The sequence below is a fragment of the Granulicella mallensis genome, from assembly GCF_014203225.1.
In the GTDB taxonomy this organism is placed as follows: Bacteria; Acidobacteriota; Terriglobia; order Terriglobales; family Acidobacteriaceae; genus Granulicella; species Granulicella mallensis_A.
Genome location: NZ_JACHIO010000009.1, coordinates 103908 through 126018 on the forward strand (window position 1 = coordinate 103908; position 22111 = coordinate 126018).

Annotated in this window: 16 protein-coding genes; 7 read left to right on the forward strand and 9 right to left on the reverse strand. The window is 59.9% G+C overall.

From position 1 onward, the window contains the following. Positions 1–56 precede the first annotated feature (56 nt). Genes HDF15_RS11950 through HDF15_RS11960 form a run of 3 tightly spaced genes read left to right on the forward strand, consistent with a single transcriptional unit; the run spans position 57 to position 2791 of the window. Positions 57–917 carry a hypothetical protein gene (locus tag HDF15_RS11950; protein ID WP_184255790.1) on the forward strand — a complete coding sequence of 287 codons (861 nt, stop codon included), beginning with the start codon at positions 57–59 and terminating at the stop codon, positions 915–917. A 32-nt stretch (positions 918–949) separates the two neighbouring features. Beyond that, positions 950–1582 carry a hypothetical protein gene (locus HDF15_RS11955; protein ID WP_184255792.1) on the forward strand — a complete coding sequence of 211 codons (633 nt, stop codon included), beginning with the start codon at positions 950–952 and terminating at the stop codon, positions 1580–1582. Positions 1583–1591: 9 nt separating this feature from the next. Then, positions 1592–2791 carry a cysteine desulfurase family protein gene (locus HDF15_RS11960; protein WP_184255794.1) on the forward strand — a complete coding sequence of 400 codons (1200 nt, stop codon included), beginning with the start codon at positions 1592–1594 and terminating at the stop codon, positions 2789–2791. 395 nt (positions 2792–3186) lie between these two features. Here the strand turns inward: HDF15_RS11960 and HDF15_RS11965 are convergent, their stop codons facing one another. Together HDF15_RS11965 and HDF15_RS11970 are read right to left on the reverse strand one after the other, a co-directional pair. After that, on the reverse strand, positions 3187–3954 hold the full coding sequence (locus HDF15_RS11965; protein ID WP_184255796.1) for a DNA polymerase beta superfamily protein: 768 nt from the start codon (positions 3952–3954) through the stop codon (positions 3187–3189). A 34-nt stretch (positions 3955–3988) separates the two neighbouring features. Further along, positions 3989–5887, reverse strand: coding sequence for an APC family permease (locus HDF15_RS11970; protein WP_184255798.1), 1899 nt, complete (start codon positions 5885–5887; stop codon positions 3989–3991). Positions 5888–6074: 187 nt separating this feature from the next. Here HDF15_RS11970 and HDF15_RS11975 point away from each other — a divergent pair, with 187 nt between their 5' ends. Continuing rightward, positions 6075–6635 carry a glutathione peroxidase gene (locus HDF15_RS11975; RefSeq protein ID WP_184255800.1) on the forward strand — a complete coding sequence of 187 codons (561 nt, stop codon included), beginning with the start codon at positions 6075–6077 and terminating at the stop codon, positions 6633–6635. Between the two features lie 88 nt (positions 6636–6723). Continuing rightward, complete coding sequence (locus HDF15_RS11980; RefSeq protein ID WP_184255802.1) at positions 6724–8616, forward strand: M61 family metallopeptidase; 1893 nt, start codon at positions 6724–6726, stop codon at positions 8614–8616. Positions 8617–8825: 209 nt separating this feature from the next. On the opposite strand, the gene cobA is transcribed toward HDF15_RS11980, so the two are convergent. The 7 genes from cobA to HDF15_RS12015 all read right to left on the reverse strand — a co-directional run bounded on the left by cobA (position 8826) and on the right by HDF15_RS12015 (position 17676). Further along, on the reverse strand, positions 8826–9629 hold the full coding sequence (gene cobA / locus HDF15_RS11985; RefSeq protein WP_184255987.1) for a uroporphyrinogen-III C-methyltransferase: 804 nt from the start codon (positions 9627–9629) through the stop codon (positions 8826–8828). Further along, entirely contained in the window at positions 9629–10276 is a 648-nt protein-coding gene (locus HDF15_RS11990) for a bifunctional precorrin-2 dehydrogenase/sirohydrochlorin ferrochelatase (RefSeq protein WP_184255804.1), read from the reverse strand. Before HDF15_RS11990 ends, cobA begins: the two co-directional genes overlap by 1 nt. Positions 10277–10286: 10 nt before the next feature. Continuing rightward, positions 10287–12014: a nitrite/sulfite reductase gene (locus HDF15_RS11995; RefSeq protein ID WP_184255806.1), complete on the reverse strand. Its 1728-nt coding sequence runs from the start codon at positions 12012–12014 to the stop codon at positions 10287–10289. A 395-nt stretch (positions 12015–12409) separates the two neighbouring features. Continuing rightward, positions 12410–13174: a phenylalanine 4-monooxygenase gene (locus HDF15_RS12000; RefSeq protein WP_184255808.1), complete on the reverse strand. Its 765-nt coding sequence runs from the start codon at positions 13172–13174 to the stop codon at positions 12410–12412. A gap of 436 nt (positions 13175–13610) precedes the next feature. Beyond that, positions 13611–14873, reverse strand: a complete 1263-nt coding sequence (locus HDF15_RS12005) for an MFS transporter (protein ID WP_184255810.1) — start codon at positions 14871–14873, stop codon at positions 13611–13613. Between the two features lie 264 nt (positions 14874–15137). Next, the gene (locus HDF15_RS12010; protein WP_184255812.1) at positions 15138–16352 is read right to left on the reverse strand and encodes a hypothetical protein; all 1215 of its coding nucleotides are present in this window, start codon (positions 16350–16352) and stop codon (positions 15138–15140) included. A gap of 235 nt (positions 16353–16587) precedes the next feature. Next, a complete protein-coding gene (locus tag HDF15_RS12015; protein WP_184255814.1) occupies positions 16588–17676 on the reverse strand; it encodes an aminopeptidase in 1089 nt (362 codons plus the stop codon). Positions 17677–18272: 596 nt separating this feature from the next. Here HDF15_RS12015 and HDF15_RS12020 point away from each other — a divergent pair. Together HDF15_RS12020 and HDF15_RS12025 are read left to right on the forward strand one after the other, a co-directional pair. Next, positions 18273–19436, forward strand: coding sequence for a hypothetical protein (locus tag HDF15_RS12020; protein ID WP_184255816.1), 1164 nt, complete (start codon positions 18273–18275; stop codon positions 19434–19436). Between the two features lie 524 nt (positions 19437–19960). Continuing rightward, the gene (locus HDF15_RS12025) at positions 19961–21955 is read left to right on the forward strand and encodes an NHL repeat-containing protein (RefSeq protein WP_184255818.1); all 1995 of its coding nucleotides are present in this window, start codon (positions 19961–19963) and stop codon (positions 21953–21955) included. The last annotated feature ends 156 nt before the right edge of the window (positions 21956–22111 follow it).

Here is a 22111-nt window from a genome sequence, read left to right on the forward strand (position 1 = left end):
CGTAGGGCGTTGGCATCTCTACTCCAACACAAGCACTTTCCCTACAGGTGGACTCTATGCGTCTCGCACTCTCACTGATGTTCACTGCCACTCTTCTCTCCGCTCAAAGCAGCTTCGCAGCGCCGCCGCAGAGCACACCCATCCCATCACAGACCTCGAATGCCGCGCCCACCCTCCTCATCCCCGCTGGAACCCAAATAGGGATGGAGCTTACACGCCCTGTCTGGGCCGCCAGCGCCAAACCCGGCGACCTCTTCTACGCTGAAACGGTTGTTCCCGTCAGCGTCGGGAACCAGACGGTCATTCCCTACGGCACCTTTGTCGAAGGCACCATCACGTCCTTCACCAACCCGGTCAGGAAATCGAATCAGGCACTCTTCCATCTGCAGTTCGACAAGATCATCTTCCCCAATGGCTACACGATCGTTCTGACGAAGCCATCGATCCGTGCTCTTGTAACCGTGAAGGTCAGTACGAACAACGATCTCCTGCTCGATAACGGCGCGCAGATCACCATGCCGCTTCGGTCATCCCTCGCCCTGAACGCAACCGAGATTACTCAAGCCATCTCGCTCGCCCAGGCTCCCACCCCAGGAGACTTCGTTCCGGCTACCTTGTGCCGTCCCAGCCCCGGCTACCCAGGCGACCCGGGCTCTCCGGGCACACCCGATGTCACGATTCCCGGCAATCCCGGCACGCCGGATATCACCATCCCCGGCGCCGATGGAGCACCCGACACCGTGATCCCCGGCATTCCTGCAACCCCCGATACCGTCATTCCAGGCATGCCCGCCACACCGCCGACGCCGCCTACTCCTCCAACCGTGTGTCCTGATCCGCCGGTGGTGATCTCCAGTGTTGCGGACCATTCTGCCCACACCCGAGCTACCTCTTCATCCATCACCGTCAAGAAATAACCGCCGCACCAGAAGCTCGAAGGGACTCCATCATGCAGCTTCGCTTCCGCACCTTACTCCTGATCGCCAATCTCTTCCTCCTGGCCCTGCCGGCCGCTACCGCACAACAGACCGCAGTCAACACATCGCCTGCAGCCTCATCCAGCCTCACGATTCCCACCGGGATCGTCGCGCCGCTCACGCTCGTCACCCCGATTGCGAAAAAGGGGATGAAGGCCGGCGACACCGTTACGGCCTCGATCGCCTTTCCGGTCACGGTAGGCGACCAGATTGCCCTCCCCGTCGGAACCCTCGCCGAAGGACAGATCACCGCCATCATCAAAAGGGCGAAGAAGACGGGCCAGCCCTTCGTCCAGATTCACTTCACGCGTCTGGTCTTCGCCAACGGCTACACCTCAGACCTGGACGCCACGGATGCTTCCGGCTTCTCTCCCAGCAGCATCGTCGCTCCCCTGACTCCAAGCGAGATCGCGATGCAGCCGGCGGCTCCTGCACCTGCGCCCAAACCCAAGGGCTTCTTCGCTCGCCTCTTTTCGCACAACAGCAGCTCGAAGCCGCCCAAGATTCTCATCGCCGCCGGCTGGCAGTTTCAGATGACGCTGCAAAGCCCGCTCACACTCGACGCCGCCAGCGTCGCCAGTGCAGCCGCCACTCCGCCGAAATAGAATCAAGTCATGCAGCGCATCTATCTCGACGCCAACGCAACAACGCCAGTCCTTCCCGAAATCGTCGAGGCGATGCGCCCCTTCTGGTTGGAGAGCTTCGGAAACCCCAGCTCCGCGCACCAGTCCGGCCAGCGCACGCGTTCTGCCGTAGAGCACGCTCGCGGCGCTATCGCCAAGCTCCTCCACTGCACCTCGAAGGAGATCATCTTCACCTCCGGTGGCACCGAGAGTGACAACCTCGCGCTCTCGGGCGTCCTGCAGCCCTATCTCGACTCCGGCGAGCCTGCACACCTCATCACCTCGAACATCGAGCACCATGCCGTGCTCTACACCGCTGAATCGCTCGAACGGCGCGGCATCGAAGTAACCTATCTCGCCCCCTCACGCGATGGCGTCATCGACCCCTCCGCGCTCGAAGCCGCGCTGAAGCCGCACACCAAACTCGTCTCCATCATGCTGGCGAACAACGAGACCGGCGCCGTCCAGCCCGTCGGCAAACTCGCCCGCATCGCGAAGGCCCACGGCACACTCGTCCACACGGACGCCGTACAAGCCGCTGCCAAGCTGCCCCTCGATCTCTCCGGCGAGTTCAAGAACGTCGACCTCCTCTCGCTCTCCGGCCACAAGATGTACGCCCCGCAAGGCACCGGCGTCCTCTTCGTGCGCAAGGGAGTCCAGCTCGCACCGCTCTTCCACGGCGGCCCTCACGAACGCCAGCGCCGCGCCGGCACAGAAAACGTCCCCGGCATCGTCGGTCTCGGCCGCGCCGCCGAGCTAGCCCACGAGTGGCTCAACTCGCAACTCGACTCTCGTAACTCGACCCTCGCAGCGGAAACCCCGAACCCCACGAGTCTCACCACCCTCCGCGACCGTCTCGAACAAGGCCTGCTCAACGCAATCCCCAACGCATACCTCAACGCCTCAGGCGCACCGCGCGTCCCGAACACTACCAACTTGCGCATCACCGGCGTCGACGCCGAAGCTCTGCTCATCGCGCTGGACATCCAGGGCATCGCCGCGAGCTTCGGCGCAGCCTGCCAGTCCGGGGCCACAGAACCCTCGCACGTCCTGCTGGCGATGGGCCTCAGCCCCGCGGAAGCCCGCTCCAGCCTGCGCCTCTCTCTCTCCCGCCTCACCGCCGCCGAAGAGATCGACCGCGCCCTCGAGATCATTCCAGCGGTAGTCGCACGCCTGCGCTCACTCAGCTAAGCCAGCGTTGCAATGGCTTTGGCTTTGGCTTTGGCTTTGGCTGTTGCTGTTGCTGTTGCTGTTGCTGTTCTAGTTGTCATTCCCGCGGGGAATCTGCTTTGGCTCTGGCTTTGGCTCTGGCTCTGGCTTTGGCTTTGGCTTTGGCTCTTGCTCTTGCTCTTGCTCTTGCTCTTGCTCTTCTGGTTGTCATTCCGAGGCGCAGCCGAGGAACCTGCTTCCTCCCGTTCTTCGCCCGCACCTGCAAGCCCTAAAGCCGAAGCCACCAGTAAGGGTTAACGGCCCGCTTCATCCCAGCCCAGGGCGTAGCCCTGGGTTACAGGCAAAAAAGACGTAGAGGGCTGAAAGCCCGACTCATCGGTCGCGCCACGGAAGCTCGAATCTTCACCCTCGGTCTCTCACCGATTGCCGCTCGCTCTCATCCCCCACTGCCTCAAATGAACCTCCGCAATCAGGCTTGAGATCGCAGACGCATCGACCATCGCTGGCAGATGAGATCTCTCTGCCGCCAGTTCCGCAATCTGATGCAGCGAATGCGCCTCTTCGAGAAGCCTCTCCAACGTCCATGCACCGCTTCTCACTTCAATCAGCAGATCTTTTTCCGGGCGAGGCAATGTGATGGTTCCCTTCTCCATCAACTCGATGCACTCAAAGTACAGGCGCAGGCAATGCATGGCGGCCTTCGTATCGTAACCGAACCTGCCGATATACTCCGGCCGCTGGCCTTTAGCGCCATGCCCCTTCTCGCCGGTAATCCTCTGCAGTTGATTGCTTGCAAAACCGAGAAACTGCTCCGCGGACTGCTTCGACAGAAAGAGCTCTCGACGACCCTGCACAAGTGACCACGACACATCACTCACAGCCGTTGCGTCAGCAAAGATAAAATGCAACGCCGTCGCATTGCCCTTCGCCGCCAGCTCCGCCCACCGTCGCAACGAGTACAAGGTAATGTCAACATCTTCAGGTCCATTGCGGCGTTCATCGCTCGCCGTCGACCAGACAAAGTGGTCCCTGGGATTGAGTCCAAGCGCCACATTCGGCGGCTCAATAAATACCCCATAGATATCAAGGTCGTCCGTGGCGCCAACCTTGGCGCCATGTAGCTCCGAGCCGCCGATAAAGAGGTGCACGATCTCTTCGAGCGCGTCGAATCCCGATCGACGCACCTCCTCCATCAGACGTCCCGCAAGCATCACAACCTCACAGATACCACGGAATATTCACCACAACAATCCGCTGATTGCCCTTCAGCAACAGCATCAGCTTCAGCAACTGCACGCGCTGGTTATGCAGCAGGTTCTCCCACCAATGCCGCACGACAAGCTCCGGCAGCAATACCGCAATCTTGCGTCCGGGGTTCTCGTCTTCCAGCTTCAGCACATAGTCCATCAGCGGAGACAGGATCGTGCGATAGCTGCTCTTCACCGTAATCAACTCCGGCTCGGCCATATTGTGTTCGCGCACCGGCTTGATCACCATCTGGTCCCACACACAGCCCAGGGCATCCGAATCGTCGCTATCCACATGGACGACCTTCACGATCGGGCTCATCAGCATGCCGAAGCGCATGGCCTTCTCCGTGATCTTGTCCCACCGTGCCATCGGGATCACGACGATAGGAGGTTCCAGACCCGTGAGCCGTAACGGAGTCGGATCTTCCGTCTCGCGCTTCACGCGTGAATAGTGCCGCTTTACCATCAGCATGAGACCGATCAGGAAAGGCACCAGCAAAGCCGTTACCCAGGCGCCGTACATGAACTTCGTCACCAGGATGATGCAGAGCGAAATTCCCGTCGCCACCGCACCCAATCCATTGACGAACATCTTCACATGCCGGTGAGGAGCGTCCAGCGTCTTGTGCCAGTGCTTCACCATGCCCGCCTGGCTCAGCGTAAACGCCAGAAAAGCGCCGATAGCATAGAGAGGAATCAGTCTGTCCGTCACGCCCCTGAACAGAATAAGAATCAGCGCGGTAAATCCGGTCAGAGCGTAGATGCCATGGGAGAAAAGCAGCCTGCGCCCCTTAAGCAGGAACACATGCGGCAGGTAATCCTTTCCTGCAATCGCCCGTGCCATACGCGGAAAGTCGGCAAACGCCGTGTTGGCGCTGAAGGACAGCGCCGCCAGTACGCCGCCCATCGTCAAAAAGTAGAACCACCCGCGCCCAAACACAGCCGCCACTTCGATCGATAGCACGCTCTGGTAGTTGGTCGCATCCGGGTCCATCGCCGTCACGTGATACGCTCGCGCTACAAACGAAAGCCCGAACAGCAGGATGATCAGAATGCCGATAATTACCGTCAGCGTGTGATTGGCGTTCTTCGCACGCGGCTCCTTGAACGCCGTCACACCATTCGACACGGCCTCAACGCCTGTCATGGCCGCGCATCCGTTGGAAAACGCCTTCATCAGCAGCCACATCATCAACAGCGGTGTCAGCGTACGCAGCGGATTAGATACCGGAGGCGGCGGCGCACTCAGCGCCAGTGGATGGCCACCCGATGCCAGCGCGTGATACACCCCCACGCCGATGGTCGTAAGCAGCGTCCCCACAAACAAGAATGTTGGCGTCATAAAGACGGCGCCCGTCTCCTTAACACCGCGCATATTAACAATTGCAATCCCCGCCAGGATCGTTAAACACATCAGCAGTTGGTAGTGGTGCAACGTCGGACCGTATTTCGTGCCTTCAGCCGCGCTCACCAAAGCCGTTACACCGGCCGAAATGCCCACCGCAGCCGTCAGGATGTAGTCGATCATCAGAGCCGCAGCCGCAAATAACCCCGCGTGATCGCCCAGGTTCTCACTGGCAACGGTAAACGAGCCGCCACCATTGGGGTAGGCCTGGATCGTCTGCCGGTAGCTGAGATAAAGAATCGTCAACAGGGTCAGGATGCATGCAAAGATTGGCAGCAGATAGTGGTAGACGCCGTAGAACCCCAGGGGAATCAGAAGGGTCATGGCCGCTTCCGGTCCATATGCTGCACTGGTAAGTCCATCCAGCCCGAAGATCGGGACTCCTGCCGCTACGCCAATGTGCTCGTCGTGTTCGGCACTGGTCGCTATCGGTTTTCCAAATAGAACATCAAAAATGCTCATGCCTCGCTAAACCTCGGGCACCCGCAGGGCGCACCGATAAATATCCTACGCTAGGTTGTCAAACCGCTTGCATACGGGAACAGTTTTTATCGGCTTTTATTCTGCAGACCGCCCCGCAGCAGCCCCCAACTCTCTTCAAAACCCAGGTCTTTTTGAACCTTCGAGCGGTTCGGCGATAATCCTATCTATGCCGACTCTCTACGACCTCCCGCTCACGACCCTCTCCGGCTCCCCCACCACCCTCGCCGACTTCTCCGGCAAGGCCCTGCTGATCGTCAACGTTGCCTCCCGCTGCGGACTCACCCCCCAGTACACCGATCTCGAAAACCTCTATCAGCAGTTCAAGGACCAGGGTTTCGTCATCCTCGGCTTCCCCGCCAACGACTTCGCAGGCCAGGAACCCGGCTCCAACCAGGAGATCGCCAAGTTCTGCTCGCTTGACTATCCCGTCACCTTCCCCGTGTTTGCCAAGATCACCGTCACCGGCCCGGACCAGCACCCGCTCTACGCCGAACTTACCTCGGCCGCACCCGAGCATGTCGTCAACGACGCAGGCTTCCGCGGCAATATCTCCGGTTACCTCAAGTCCCAGGGCCTCCCCGAGCCCGCACCGCTGCCCGCCGTCCTCTGGAACTTCGAAAAGTTTGTCGTAGGCCGCGACGGCACCGTCATCGCCCGCTTTGCCCCCGACATGCTCCCCAGCGATCCCCGCATCGTCAGCGCTATCGAACAAGCCCTGTCCAATTAGGACAGGGGAGGCTGCGTCCCAGAGTGCTCAAGTTACGTCTTCTGAGTAACACTGAAAATTTGTTGCTTCAGAGAGGATCACCTGCACCATGCTCACCAGGACCTTGCTCTTTGCGTCTGTCTTCGCTGTAATGCTGCCCGCGTTCTCGCAGACACCCATCCGTATCACCGCCGACCTTACCGAAGCCCCACGCAAGCTCTATCACGCGGAGATTGACCTCCCGGTCAAGCCCGGACACCTCACGCTCACCACCCCCCAGTGGATTCCCGGCAACCATCGCCCCACCGGCCCGGTCGAGGACATCACCGGCGTCGTCTTCACCGCCAACGGCAAGACCCTGCAGTGGCGTCGCGATGACGTCGATCTCTACGCGTTCCATCTCGATATTCCCGCCGGAGTGACAAGCCTCCACGCCCATCTCGACTGCATCGTGCTGGCTCGCGCCTCGGACAAGATCGCCGTCCTCGAGTGGGAGAAGCTGCTGCTCTACCCCGCCAACCTTCCCGTAGCCAAGATCGCCATTCAGCCCAGCGTCACCGTCCCGGCCGGATGGGGCATCGGTACGGCACTGCAGCCCACCGGTAACTACGACCCCAACGCCAAGGCCGGCGGTACCACGGAGTTCCACGCCACCACGGTAGAGCAGCTGGAAGACTCCCCCGTGATCGCGGGTGAGTACTTCCACGAGTTCGCACTCGCCCCCGAGGTCACGCCGAAGCACTACCTCGACGTCGTCTCCGACGAGCCCAACGACTCCAACCTGCGCCCCGAGTTCCTGCAGGAGGTCTCCAACCTCGTCCGCGAGGCCGGAGTTGCCTACAACTCACGCCACTACAACGTCTACCACTTCCTGCTGACGCTCTCCGACGTCGCCGGCGGTGAGGGACTGGAGCACGGCCAGTCCTCCGACAACGGAGTCGACGAGCTCGCCTACTCCGACGCACACCATCAAGCAGGGGATGCCGATCTGCTCGCCCACGAGTTCACCCACTCCTGGAACGGCAAGTATCGTCGCCCCGACAAGCTCTACCAGACCAACTTCTCCGCCCCGGAAGTCGGCGAGCTGCTCTGGGTCTATGAGGGTATGACGCAGTACATGGGCAATGTGCTCGCCGCACGTTCCGGCCTCAAATCCCAGGCACAGTACCGCGACAACCTGGCCGCCTCGGCCGCCTCGCTCGACTACAAGAGCGGCCGCAACTGGCGCTCTACCGACGACACCGCACTCGCCGCCAGCGTCCTGCGCAGCAACAGTCCCGTATGGTCCAACTGGCGCCGTGGACAGGACTACTATCAGGAAGGCGAGCTGCTCTGGCTCGACGCCGATACGAAGATCCGCGAACTTACCAACGACCAGAAGTCTCTCACCGACTTCTTCCACCTCTTCCTCGCAAAGGGCGGCAACACCGGTCCTCTGATCGTGACCTACAACCGGGCCGAGATCATCGCCGACCTGAACGAGGTGGTGAAGTTCGACTGGGCAGGCTTCCTGCACGAACATGTCGACCTGACCAACGAGCACGCCGACTTCGCCGGCATCGAGCGCGGCGGCTACAAGATCGTCTACCAGGATCACCCCTCCGACACGGAGCACATGGGAGCCGGCAACCGCCGCTTCTCAGGGCCCAATGTCTGGTACTCGCTGGGTCTGCGCCTGAATGCTGAAGGCGTAATCTACGACGTACGCTGGGGAGGCCCCGCGGACAAAGCCAAGCTGGCCCCCGGCCAGAAGCTGATCGCCGTCAACGGCCACGTCCTCAGCACGGACAGCCTGCACGAGGCGCTCGTAGCCGCCAAGTCCAATACGGAACCGATCCACTTCCTGATGCAGACCGAGAGCTACATCAAACCGATCGACGTCGATTACCACGACGGCGAACGCTTCCCGGCGATGGTCCGCGTCGACGGCACAAAGGACTACCTCGACGAGATCACCTCGCCGCTAACCAAAGCACCTGCCGGCGATGCCGCCAGCAAGTAACAACCTGTAAGAACAACAAGGCACAAGAAAAGGGTGCGAGAGCTAATGCTCTCTCACCCTTTCGCACGTCATCTGGCTGCGCGAAGCGCGTTCCGTGACGCTTCAGCGTCACGGAGTCAGAGGGAGCCGTAGCCTTTAGGCTACGGAATAAAAGCCAGGCAAGAATTGGGCTTTAGCCCCGGGCCGTTCTTTCGACGCGCGCAAGAAGCCTACTCCCCCGCCGACACAACGCCCCTCACAGCCTCGGCGATCACCCCATCCGCCGCCTCACCCACATCACCCGAATCCAGCAACGACTCCATCGCCCGCCCAATCAGCAACAGCAACGGCGCAGGCCCACAGGTAAGCCCGGCCAATTCCGACAGCCTGCACGCAGCATAGCTCTGCCGCGGCGTCGCCGCCTGCGAGATCGCACAGCACGGCGTATTCCCCGAAACACCCGCGGCAGCAAGCTCCCGCGCGATCCGTTCGGTATCCCGACCCGGCATGTAGAGAACCAGAGTAGCGTCCTCCGGCAGCGGCCCCGCCCAGATCGGCGTAGCCTCCGTCTTGTCCGCCGCATGATGCCCGGTGCAGAAGATCAGCTTGGACGCACTCTTGCGATCCGTAAGCGGCAGCGATAGCGCGGCCCCCGCAGCAAACGCCGCAGTCACGCCGGGCACCACCTCAAAAGGAATCCCCGCCGACCGCAGCGCCGCAATCTCTTCTCCCGCACGCCCAAAGACCAGCGGGTCGCCACTCTTCAGCCGCACCACGGATTGCCCCGCCTTCGCGGAGTCGATCATCAGCGCATGAATCCCCGCCTGCGTAATGCGCGGCCGTCCGCAACGCTTGCCGACACTGGTAATCAACGCATGGCGATGAACCAACGCCAGCACCTCATCCGGCACAAGGTCGTCGTGGAAGACGACATCTGCCGACTCCAGCAGTCGCAGCGCACGCAGCGTCAAAAGCTCCGGATCGCCCGGTCCTGCGCCCACAAGATAAACCGTTCCCTTCACCGCCTGGGTCATCACAAAATCTCCTCAGCAGAAAGGAATCCATGTTCCTGCGCGTGCTGCCGCGCTCTCATCCGCGAAGGGCAGCCATCATAGCCGCAGACCTCGCGCTGTGCGAGCTCATGCAGCAACAGCTTGCGCGGCTCGCCAATGGGTTCCACCGCCGTGACTTCACGCCGCAGACGGCCAAGCTCCGCCAGCCACTCCCCGGTATCCAGCGGCAACTGCGCGTTGATCTCCTTGCGCAGCCGCTGCGCCAGCGCGGGACTCTCCCCAGCAGTAGAGATAGCGATCTGCAACTCGCCGCGCCGCACTACAGACGGAAAATAGAAGTCGCAGAACGGAGGATCGTCGACCGCATTGCAAAGAATATCCGCCGCATTGGCCTCGGTGAAGACCGCGCGATTCACCGTCGGCGTTGCCGTAGCAGCTACAGCAAGAAACGCTCCGGCCAGATCGCCAGGCGCATACTCACGCCGATGCCACTGAAGCTCCCCCGCCTCAGCCCACTCCTGAACGCGCGGCAACGCCTCGGGAGCGATGACCGTAACCCGTGCCTCCGCAAGCAGCAGGCTCTCAATCTTCGACTCGGCAATGAGGCCCGCGCCGACAACGACGCAGGGCCTGGCCGTAAGTTTGAGGAAGATCGGAAAGAGACTCATCGTTGCATCCTTAGCCTACATTCGCCGGAACACGGCCCGGCGCGGGATCGCGCTCGACCGCCGAAACCACCGCTCCCGCAAGCTGTGCCCGCAGATCCTCATCGCTGGTACGCCGGAAGTAGCTGCGCAGACTCTCGCCCTCCGCACGCGTCGACAGATACCCGCGCAGCAGACGTTCGATAGCCTCCGGGCAGTCCTCTGCCGTAGCGCGATAGCCGATCTGGCGCGCAATACCAGCATATTCGCCCACCGCCCCGCCGACGCAGAAGTAGTAGGCATCGACCATCTTGCCATCCTTCTTGATCTTCTTGCCTTCCAGTCCGAGGTCCGCAATCCAGCTCTGGCCGCAGCTGTTCGTGCAGCCCGTCACATGCAGCCGCAGCTGCTGATCGAACTCCGGAAGGCGCTCTTCCATCTCTCCCACCAGCCACTTGGTAAAGCCCTTGGTCTCCGCGATCGCCAGTTTGCAGAACTCGGTGCCGGTGCAGGCCACAGCGCCGCGATAGAAGACCGTCGGCTCAACCTGCAGGCCCAGCCCGGTGATCTCCTGTACCAGCGTTGGAATCTTCGCATTAGGAATGTTGACCAGCACGATGTTCTGTCCGATCGTGGCGCGCAACTGGCCATCGCCGGAGGTCTCGCTCAACGAGGCCAGCGAGTGCAGTTGGTCAGCCGTAAGCCTGCCGTTCAGAACCGTCGCCCCGACGTAGCTCAGGCCTTCCTGCTTCTGGCGATGCACACCAACGTGGTCGCGATAGAGGTCCTTGGCAATCGGCCCTTCCTCGCACGGATCGAACTTGAAGCCCAGCTTCTCTTCAATCGCCGCCAGCATCGTCTCCGCAGTCCAGCCATTGCGCATAAAGAGGTACTTGATGCGGGCACGGGTGCGGTTCTCACGCAGCACTTCCTGCTCGCGGAAGATCTCGCAGACCGCCTTGACGGCGTCATAGGCCTTGTCCTGCGGGATAAACGCATTCATGCGCACCGCGAGATGCGGCTCGGTCGAAAGACCGCCGCCGACACGCAGGCTATAGCCGATCTCTTCCTTACCATCCTTCACGCGCTTCAGCGCAGTAAGAGCGACGTCGTTGATCTCCGGATAGCTGCACCAGAGCGGGCAACCGGTAACCGTGATCTTGAACTTGCGCGGCAGGTTATAGAACTCCGGATTCGCCGTCAGCTTGTGCGCGATCTCCACCGCCAGCGGAGAGGCATCGATCAACTCATCGGCATCGAGCCCGGCAAGCGGGCAGCCGGTCACGTTACGGACCACGTCACCACAAGCGCCCTTGGGCGAAAGCCCAATCGCCGTCAATGCGTCAACGACCTCGGGCAGCGACTCAATCGTGAGCCAGTGCAACTGTATGTTCTGGCGCGTCGTGATGTCGGCTATGCCCCGTGCATACTTCGCGGTGATATCGGCGATCACGTGGAGCTGCTTCGCGGTCAGCATGCCATTGGGCAGGCCGATGCGCATCATGAAGTACTCGCTGGCCTTCCCCTCACCGCCGACGCCGCCGGTCACGCCGACGCCATCGCCCTGCGTGTAGACGCCCCACCACTTGAAGTATGTCCCGGTCCACTCCGGCAGTACGCTGTCGCGGCCTTCGCGCGCAAACTGCCGCACCTCATCCCAGGCATTCCAGGGATTCTTCTCACGCTTCAGGCGTTCGACCTTCTGGGCTTTGGTCTCTTTGGGCGCGGCTACGGGCGTCGCGGGGGTTGCTGTGTCGCTCAAGTCTGTTCTCCAGGTCAGGAATCAAAGCAAAAAGGCCCACGAAACTTTTCGTGGGCACTTAGGGAAATCGTCAATCTGTGCTCGCTATCGAGCAACCAACATCGACGCCCCGGTGCCGGGGCAAAGACAACAGGTTGCGATGCGCGAAAAGCTCATACAACTAAGGGTAACGGGAATGAGCGCTGGAAGCAAATTCTGTCTGACCGGAACCGCAGCACTTGCCTTTGTCGCTGCTTCTGCCTTTGCTTTTCTGGTTGTCATTCCCGCAGGGAACCTGCTTCTGCCTTTGTCGTTGCTCTTGCTTTTCTGGTTGTCATTCCGAGGCGCAGCCGAGGAACCTGCTTCCTCCCGTTCTTCGCTCGTACCACCCAAAACGCCCAAGCAAAGCCACCACCCTACCCCAACCGCGCCTCTGCCTCTTTCGTCGCCTCATAAATCTGCTCAAACGACTCAATCGCGTACAGCACCTTCTGCATATTGCCAGTATCGACCTTCTCCTCCAGCACCTGATCCAGATTGAAGTCCCGAATCTCCAACCCGGCAATCCGCTCAACCACCTGCGTGCACTCTCCATGCGACGAGATCAGCCCGCTGCCATAGACCTTGATCGCACCCCGCTCGCGAATCACGCCAAACTCCACCGTGAACCAGAAGAGCCTCCCCATGCGCTCCAGGGCATCCGCACTCGTCAGCCCCGCGCAGACCTTGCCATAGTGCTCCAGGAAGTCCGCAAAGACCGGGTGCGCATGCATCGGCACATGCCCGAAGACGTCATGGAAGATATCGGGCTCCGGCGTGTACTCCATCGACTCCCGGCTGCGAATCCAGGTCGTCGTCGGAAACATGCGCGCGGCCAGCATTTCGAAGAACGCATCGGCCGGCAGAAACCCGCTCACCGGGGTCGACTGCCACCCCGTACGCGGCTGCAACCGCTTGCTCACCGCAGTCAGATCGGGCAACTGGTCGGCCTGCAGTCCGATCTGGTGGAAGCCGTCGAGATACTCCGCACAGGCATGCTGCTCCAACTGCGGCATGCGCCGCAACACAAGTTCGCGCCAGATATCATGCTGCTCCGGCGTGTAGCCGGCCCAGTCCTGCTGGATAAGAAACGGTTCTGCGGCGTGCAGCTTCGTGGGGGTCGGAATAGCGGCAACGAACATGAAAACTCTCCTGCGAACCCCGAGCAACCCGGCACCCCTTCAAGGTGCGCCAGCGCTGTCTCCAGCTCGACCCACTATAAGACCAGATAAACCAAACAAAAGACAAGCCTGGTGTGGTGAGTCATTCGTTTGTTGGAGAACCAGGTTACCCATAGCGCGAAGCGCAAACCGAGACGCTTTAGCGTCGCGGGGCGGAGGGAGCCGTAGCCTTTAGGCTACGGAAATAGGGCTAAGCGAGAATTGGGCTTTAGCCCCGGGCCTTTTGGTCGCAGCCGAAAGGAGGCCCGGGCCTAAAGGCCGCATCTTTGCCAGCCCCTTATTCCGTAGCCTAAAGGCTACGGCTCCCTCCGTCTCCCTGATGCTGAAGCATCAGGGAACGCGCTTCGCGCTATGGGTAACCCTGGTCCAACGAACGAATGACTCACCACACTAGGCCTCAGACAGAAGACAAGTCCGCGCCCCTGGCCTCCCGGCCAAACCCCGTCGCCAAAGCCACCACCAATCCCACCAACAGTACTGTCAGAGCCATCACCGGCGTCAACCGCCCGCCAAAGTATCGCGAAGCTAACGCAGCCTGAAAGTGACCGTTCTGCGATGAAATCAAATTGCCCAACTGATACGCCAGCCCCGGAAAGAGCGCCCTTACCTGCGCCGGCGCAAGCTCATTCAGATGAACCGGGATGATTCCCCACGCTCCCTGCACCATGAACTGCATGACAAAGCCACCCAACGCGAGCATCGCCGCCGTGTGGCTCCAGGCCCAGAGCGGAATCACGGGAATCGCCAGCAGCGCGGCGATGATGATCGTGCGCCGCCGCCCATAGCGTTCCGAGAGCGCACCGCAGCAGATGCCTCCCAGCAGCGCGCCGATATTGCCGATGATCGCCACCATCGAAGTCGTCTGCGGCGTCAGGTGATGATCGTGCTTCAGGAACGTGGGATACAGGTCCTGCGTTCCGTGGCTGAAGGACGTAAACGCCGTCATCAGCAGGACGAGGAACAGAAACAGCGGCATATGCTTCACGATCTGCTGGAAGACCGAGCCAAGTGAGTGCGGCGCCGTCCCGAGAGATTTGCGGCGGCTCGCCTCCCAGGACGGCGACTCCTGCACACCCGAACGAATGTAGAAGACCAGCAGCGAAGGCAGTGCACCGATCAGGAACATCACGCGCCAGTTGGTGAGATACCCATGTCCATGCAGGTGCGGAAAGACCAGCCCATAGATCGCCGCCGCCAACAGGTTCCCTGTGACATAGCCCTCCTGCAGAAGCCCTGAAAAGAACCCACGGTTCTCCGCAGGAAGCGTCTCCAGCGCCAGCGCCGCGCCCACACCCCACTCACCGCCCATCGCAATCCCGAACAGAGCACGAGTGATAAGAAAGATATGGAACGTGGGCGCAAAAGCCGAGGCCACTTCAAAGACCGAGAAGCAGATGATATTAATCATCAGCGTAGGCCGCCGCCCAAACCTCTCCGCCAGCAGACCAAAGAGCAGCGCACCCAGCGGACGCATGCAGAGCGTCCAGGTCAGGCTATACGCCACAGTCTCAAGGTTGACGTGATACGACGCCGCCACCGAGTCGAGGCAGTACGTAAGGATGAAGAAGTCGAAGGCATCGAGCGTCCAGCCAAGAAAGCATGCCGTAAAAGCACGGCGCTGCGTAGCGGTAAGGGAACGGAAGGGTTGCAGCAGCGGCATCAAGCGTCCTCAGGAACCTGTCTAACAACTTACCCTAGCTCTTGTCTACGTTTTTGTCGTTGCTTGTTTTTGCCCTTGTTGTTGCTTGTTTTTCGTCGTCATCCTGAGCGGTACGCGAAGGACCCCCGCATTCGTGGTGGCATAAACGCGCGTATCCACCAAGAGTGTTCGTGTACGATCTCGTGGTTTCACCTATGCTTCGATGCCGCTACCAATACGGGGGTCCTTCGCCTACGGCTCAGGATGACGACGAAAAACAAACGACTACAAAACCAACCCCGCCGAACTCCCAACCCACGTCCGATCGCGATTATGATCCACCCCCATCATCAACCCGCGCCCCATCCGCACCAGGCTCATCATCGGTACCATGCTCTTCCCCTCCGGCCACACATACAGAATGCGAACCTCAGCCTGCGTAGGCCCTTCAGGGGTCTGGATCACCGGCTCAAAGCGCATCCTCTGCTGCAGCAGGTAATGATGCCGTTCGGCAGGAGGCACAGCCGCAAGATCGGCATCCGTCGGCGCAAACTGAATTCCCTTACCCGCAAACGAGTACAGCGGCTTGAACACCCACTCGCTGCGATCCTCCGGCAACCGGTCACGTCCAACACCTGCATACCAGTCATCCAGAAAGATCGCCGGCGGCACCGTCGGATGGTCCAGGTGCGGCAGCGAAAACTTGCTCACCCGGAAGTACCAGTTCGGATGCCCCGCCCACTCCACCTCAAGCTCATCGCGATAGTCGAAGGGCAACACAATCCCCTTCCGCTCTAACTCATCGACGATCACGCGGTTATAGATGCGATGAATTGGCACCAACTGTCCCGCGCTTTCATCACAATAGAAGAGCTTCTTTCCCTGCTTGATGAGCTTGGAGACATCCACCGTCTTGATCCCCAGCCTCTGCTCATGGACACGAAAATCGGGTAAAGTCTTCTGGGTCTCCGGTGCAATCTCTGCCAGCACCACATTCTGCGGATCGTGCCTGCCGACAATCACCTCACGCAGCAGCGACCAATAGCCCGTCTCGTCCAGCCCCCCGAGGAAATAACGAAGATCGCGATCCAGCCCATAGACCTCGATATACGCCCGCGACAACTCCGCCTGATAACCGAAGAGCGAAGGAAACGCCTGCATCTCCACCAGCTTCGGCTGCAACTGCCCATACTCATCGCGCACCAGTCCGAAGTCCACAGCCATGAAGTGCGGGTGTGCATCCTCGTTCGGCACGCGATACGCCGCGGGAACCGTCGCCGCCGAATCCCGCATATAGTGCACGTTGCCCAGCAGTTGAGAAGTAAGTTCGACACCCGCGTGCGCCATGCGCTCCATCAACTCCGGAGCGAAAAAACACGGCGTCTCCGCCACCCGGAAATCGACCTGCGTCTGCGTGCGCTCGTTCAGCCGCTGCAACAACTCGGCATACTTCGCCTGCGTGAAGCGCGCGTTGAAGTCACTGCGAAAGGGCTCGATCATCAGGTTCAGCTCAGCTTACATCGCAACAACAATTCCAGAACAGGCAACACAGAACCATGGGGTCTTTCACCCCTCCCACAAGATCGTCATCCTGAGCGAAGTAGCTCGCGTACTTTGCGAGCTACGCAGTCGAAGGACCCCGAAACCTTCCATCCCCACCGAAACCGCTGGCACCTTTCCAACCTCAACTACACCAATCGCTGCTGCCGAAGGACACCACTACACGACCACTTGCTTACGCCGCAACCAGAAACTTGCCTTCACTCATGATCTGCTCTTCGCCCTCGTCCCCACCCAGCCAGATGTTGAACGAAAGCCCCACCACATCAATATGCGTCGTCGACTTCCACGGAGCTCCTGTGTGGTTGCCATAAGGATCGCCGAATGCAATATGAATCCCCGGAAACTTCTCGTCCTGCAGAATATTTCCAATCACCTTCGAGACCCCAATATTCGTGCCGATCGCAAACTCGCCCACGCGATCCGAGTTCTCATCGGTATGGGTATAGCTCCAGAACTCGCGCTCCAGCTCCTTGTTCGCACAGGAGACCGACGTGATGCGATTCTTGCTGATCTTCACCGTCAAGGGGGTATCGCGCAGAATCCCATACCGCGCACAGAGGAAGTCTCCGACCACACCATCCACAACGAAGACGCCGTTGACCTCGCCAGGAGCGGTAAAGCACTCGCCGCCCGGCAGGTTGCCCCACTTTTCCGTGCTGATGATGCCGGAGGTCTTGAACCACTTGTAGCTCGGGTTGAGCTCCGCGCGGATGTCCGTTCCAGCAGCCGTCGTCGCCCGGACGTAAGTCGCCTTGCGCACCTTATCGAGCACCACCTGGCTCAGGCGGTCGACCGCATTGAAGTCCGCGCGCATGCCCTCCACCATTACCTCAGGGGTAATGTTCACCATGTGCGCATGACGCATCTGGCGACGGTTGACGACATCGGTCATCTGCATGCGGCTGAGCAGCTCATTCGGCTGCACCTGCACGGCAAAGATGCTGACCTGAGAGCTTTCCATATCGCTGAGAACTGCCTCCGGCATCCCCTTCAACGGGCGCGGCGCGATGCGATCGACGACAAAGGCATTCCACGTACATCCCGCGCGATCGAGCTCGCTGGCAAGCGACGCCGCAATCTCCAGGCAGCTCTCATCCGTAATGAGAGTGACCTTCTCCTCGGGCTTGATCTTGAGGCAGGTGACAACCGCATTGCGCGCACCCGGAGCGTACTCGGACGGAAAAGCAACGGCACGCAGATCAGTCCCCGCGGTGGGCGCTACTTCAGTAGCGATAGCCTGCAACGTATCCAATGTCTTCATTTCTTCACCCACCATTCATACAAGGATAACGTGCCTGTGAAGGCCAGAACCCATCTATTTTGTGGAATTATGGCCATTTTATTCATAGGATAACGGGCTCTTTTTACACTCAACGCCGTAACTGCTTTCCCTTCATCGCCGTTGCTTGTTTTCGTCATCGTCGTTGTTGTTTTTCGTCGTTGCCGTTGTTTGTTTTTCGTCGTCATCCTGAGCGGTACGCGAAGGACCCCCGCATTGGCAGCGCCACGACAGCACAGGACAACCCGGGACATCCTCTGCCTGGCGCTTCAACTGTACTGATTACAACCTACCTCCCAAACCTGTCATTTCGACCGACCAACGGGAGTGGAGAAACCCCTGTATTCGCAGCTGCATGTACCGCCGACGAAACCAGGGGAATGCTGTACTCCCTTGCAAAGAAGCCCGTCGTCAGCCGCAAAGCGTGCCCTTGCTCCAGGCATCGCAAAAATAATCGAGCGATTCCCCAACCCATCCGTCTTCCCAATAGAGGATCGCCCATCGGTATGGCCAGGCACAGTGTGATGATCGGTCTTTCTAAAACCTTCTGCCTCGCATCCTGGAGCCTCCTCATCCTGATGACAACTGCGACAGGAGCACAAAGCACCCCGCAGGCTGTACTCGCTGTGCCAAAGGCTCCTGCCGTCTCCACAACACCCTGGCGGCAGAAAACGCTTCGCTTCTCCGAAGTGAAGCCCATCCTGAGTCTACCCAGGCAAAACGTTCGATCCTCTGCCCATTGTTCGGAGGATGGCACAACCTTCGTGGATATCAATGCTGAATCCACATTGCCTAATTCGCTGGCGGTACCTGAACTTTTCAGGGTCTCTCCAAGCGGTGAAGTGTTAGACATTCACCGAAAGATTCCTTTGGAGTTCACAGACATCTCGGTCAAAGACTTCTTCGTCGCCGAAGATGAGTTAGTCACACTGCTGGAAGCGGTGAAGCGTGACGAGCACGACGAGACGGCCACCCCACACGAAACAGGTTATTTCCTTTCGCTCTCAGACCATGACGGCGACAATGCGAAGCTGCTACAACTCGACCTGAAATTCAAACCGCTTAAGGTTGCGATGTTTGGCCCCGGCGACTTCATCGTGCTGGGCTGGGATGAGATCAATCTGCAACCTGTGCTTGTTCTCCTCAAGGACGATGGAACGATCCGCCACTTCATCGATCTTGAAGATCGTTCTCGCTCTGATCCTTACGCGACCTACGGATCGCTAAAGGAGGCGGAATCCTCTGCCACGGTTCGTTCTGATCTTGCGGTTCTGCAACGAACGCAGTTTGTGCCCTACGGCAGTCAGGTCTTGCTTACCTATCCGGGCACGGCAAGGCCTATCCGCGTACTCAGCCCCGTGGGAGAAGACAGATCGATCCCGATTGAACTGCCAGGAGGATTCGTCCTGCATGATGTTCTGGTCTCAGGTGCGCGCTACCCCCTGGTCCTGCGCGCACAAGTCATGGAAGGGCCCGGGCACACTGCTTCGGCTGAAGCGAGCACCAAACCGCGACAGAGGTTATTCGAATTCGACTCTGTTCACGGCTCGTTGCTGCGGGAATTTCTGTTCGACAAACCCAATATTGACGAGGTAACGTGCGCCGCAGCCTCAAAGCTTACGTCCATCTTTCTCGATAACATCGCCAGCCCAACTCCTCCCGCAACGAGCCTTGGAGGCCAGCCGACAAAAAGTAACGATGCAACTCAGCTGGTAATCGCTACCGCCGCTCGCTTTCCATAAGAAATACGGAGAGAGCACTATGGTGAGTCGTTAATTTGTTGAAGAACCAGCATTACCCCATAGCGCGAAGCGCAAACCGTGACGCTTTAGCGTCGCGGGGCGGAGGGAGCCGTAGCCTTTAGGCTACGGAACAAGTGGCCAAGCAAGAATTGGGCTTTAGCCCCGGGCCTTTTGTCCGCAGCCGAAAGAAGACCCGGGCCTAAAGGCCACATCTTTGCTAAGCCTCTATTTCCGTAGCCTAAAGGCTACGGCTCCCTCCGTCGCCCTGACGCTAAAGCGTCAGGGAACGCGCTTCGCGCTATGGGTAACGCTGGTGACTCAGCACACTAGCCTCTTCGCGCAGGAATGAGCGCCTTTGTTCGTTAGGTCAGTATTTCCGATGAAGTTTTACACCTTGCGGTTCAAAGTGCTACCGACCGACTGCTAATCTATCTTGGCTCGGTCCCTTTCTCTCTATCTGGATTCGGCCCCTGTTCTGCATAAGCTGTACGCATAAAACCACCGTTCCGGTGTGGGAGAATTTCGTGAGCAACCATCGTCTATCTTTTTCGTCCGTGGCCAGCGTACTGAGCGTGGCTTTTGCTCTGGGGCTGAGCGGCTGCTCGGCAAACTTCGGGGATGTTTCCAATACCCCGGCCCAAACTGCGATGCACATTCAAGGCGTGGTTCATGGAGGCCAGCAGCCGCTCAGTGGCGCGCATGTCTATATGTATGCCGCCAGCACAGCCGCTTACGGCGGTAACGGCATCGCACCGACTGCAGGTGCCACCGGCAATGCGTCGACCTCGCTGCTGACCGCCGCCACGGGAAATCCGGCGGATACGAATGGGAACTTCTACGTCACTACGGACACCTTTGGCGACTTCGCTATCAATGGGGCGTTCGCCTGTACTTCCGGCCAGCAAGTCTACCTGTACTCGACCGGCGGCGATCCGCAGTTGGCCGGAACAGGCGTTGCCGGCACGCCGAATCCCGCCGCCACGCTGCTGGCGGTGGTGGGCGACTGCGCCAGCTCGGCCTTTCCAGGGGTTACGTCCATATCGATGAATGAGGTCACCACGGTCGCTGCCGCGTATGCGCTGGCGGGTTTTGCCACCGATCCCCTGCACATCGGCGCTCCCAGCGCCGTAACGGGCCATGCACTCTCTGGGACCGGCCTGGCCAATGCGTTCAATACCGCGCTGAATCTCGTGAACCAGACCAGCGGTGCTCCTAATCCGACCTTGCCCCTGAACAGCAACGCCGTCGTTCCCGTGACTACGATCAACACGGTGGCGAACATCCTGGCCTCCTGCGTCAACTCCAACGGTGTCAGCTCGTCGGGATGCAGCACGCTCTTCGCCAATACGACGTACGGCACGGTGCCCGGAGACATAGCCACGGCGGCCATCAACATGGCACAGCACCCGGCAGCCAATCTCACCGCCCTGCTCAATCTCGCCACCAACGCCAGTCCCTTCCAGCCCTTCCTCAGCGCTCCCAAGGACCTGTCCCTCGGGATCAACTACACCAGCGGCGGCGGACTGAACCACGCCTTTGGGATCGCAATCGACGGCGCGGGCAACGCCTGGGTAACTGATTTGGCAGTTGACTCCGTGACCAAGATCTCCCCCGCCGGAGAGTTCCTCTCCGGAACCAACGGCTATACCGCCGGCGGACTGGACAATCCCATAGGGATCGCAATCGACGGTACGGGCAATGCCTGGGTGATCAATGGATTAGGTGGTGCCGTAGTTGAACTCTCCAGCACCGGAGCAATCCTCTCCGGGACAAACGGCTATACGGGCGGCGGACTGACATCGTCAAACGCAGCATCTTGGATCGCGATCGACAGCTCCGGCAACGCCTGGGTGACTAATTTCCAGGGTTCGTCCGTGTATGAAATCTCCAGCGCCGGAACAATCCTCTCCGGGACCAACGGCTATAGGGGCGGTGGCCTGGAAACCACAGGCGGGATCGCGATTGACGGCTCCGGCAATTCCTGGGTGGTAAATGAAGAGAGTGACTCCGTGACCAAGATCTCCAGCAGCGGGACAGTCCTCTCCGGGACAAATGGCTATACGGGTGGCAGCCTGAGAGTCCCAACGGGGATTGCGGTCGACAGCTCGGGCAACGCCTGGGTGGCGAATCAAGAGAGTGTCGCCGTGACCAAGTTCTCCAGCGCCGGGACAGTCCTCTCTGGGACAAATGGCTACACCGGCAGCTCCATAGATGAGGCAGCGGGAATCGCGATCGACGGTTCGGGCAATGCCTGGGTAGCGAATGCTGGAGGCTCCCTGATTGAACTCTCCAGCACCGGAACAATCCTCTCCGGAACCAACGGCTATACGGGCGGTGGCCTGAACGTCCCATTTGCGTTGGCGATCGACGGCTCGGGCAACGTCTGGGTGGGAACCGAACAAGGTAACCCCGTGACCGAGCTGATCGGCCTTGCTACCCCCGTGATTACTCCGATCGTTGCCGGTCTGCCCGCTATCCCAACAACGGACGGAACCAGCAACCTGGGCACACGCCCGTAGCTTCTTCGTGGTGAGTCATTCGTTCGTTAAAGAACCAGCGCTACCCCATAGCGCGAAGCGCAAACCGTGACGCTTTAGCGTCGCGGACGGAGGGAGCCGTAGCCTTTAGGCTACGGCTCCCTCCGTCTCCCTGATGCTGAAGCATCAGGGAACACG

Coding starts and splice junctions, on each gene's coding strand:
- HDF15_RS11950 (WP_184255790.1), top strand. CDS start 57: ATGCGTCTCGCACTCTCACTGATGTTCACTGCCACTCTTCTCTCCGCT.
- HDF15_RS11955 (WP_184255792.1), top strand. CDS start 950: ATGCAGCTTCGCTTCCGCACCTTACTCCTGATCGCCAATCTCTTCCTC.
- HDF15_RS11960 (WP_184255794.1), top strand. CDS start 1,592: ATGCAGCGCATCTATCTCGACGCCAACGCAACAACGCCAGTCCTTCCC.
- HDF15_RS11970 (WP_184255798.1), bottom strand. CDS start 5,887: ATGAGCATTTTTGATGTTCTATTTGGAAAACCGATAGCGACCAGTGCC.
- HDF15_RS11975 (WP_184255800.1), top strand. CDS start 6,075: ATGCCGACTCTCTACGACCTCCCGCTCACGACCCTCTCCGGCTCCCCC.
- HDF15_RS11980 (WP_184255802.1), top strand. CDS start 6,724: ATGCTCACCAGGACCTTGCTCTTTGCGTCTGTCTTCGCTGTAATGCTG.
- cobA (WP_184255987.1), bottom strand. CDS start 9,629: ATGACCCAGGCGGTGAAGGGAACGGTTTATCTTGTGGGCGCAGGACCG.
- HDF15_RS11990 (WP_184255804.1), bottom strand. CDS start 10,276: ATGAGTCTCTTTCCGATCTTCCTCAAACTTACGGCCAGGCCCTGCGTC.
- HDF15_RS12000 (WP_184255808.1), bottom strand. CDS start 13,174: ATGTTCGTTGCCGCTATTCCGACCCCCACGAAGCTGCACGCCGCAGAA.
- HDF15_RS12005 (WP_184255810.1), bottom strand. CDS start 14,873: ATGCCGCTGCTGCAACCCTTCCGTTCCCTTACCGCTACGCAGCGCCGT.
- HDF15_RS12010 (WP_184255812.1), bottom strand. CDS start 16,352: ATGATCGAGCCCTTTCGCAGTGACTTCAACGCGCGCTTCACGCAGGCG.
- HDF15_RS12015 (WP_184255814.1), bottom strand. CDS start 17,676: ATGAAGACATTGGATACGTTGCAGGCTATCGCTACTGAAGTAGCGCCC.
- HDF15_RS12020 (WP_184255816.1), top strand. CDS start 18,273: ATGACAACTGCGACAGGAGCACAAAGCACCCCGCAGGCTGTACTCGCT.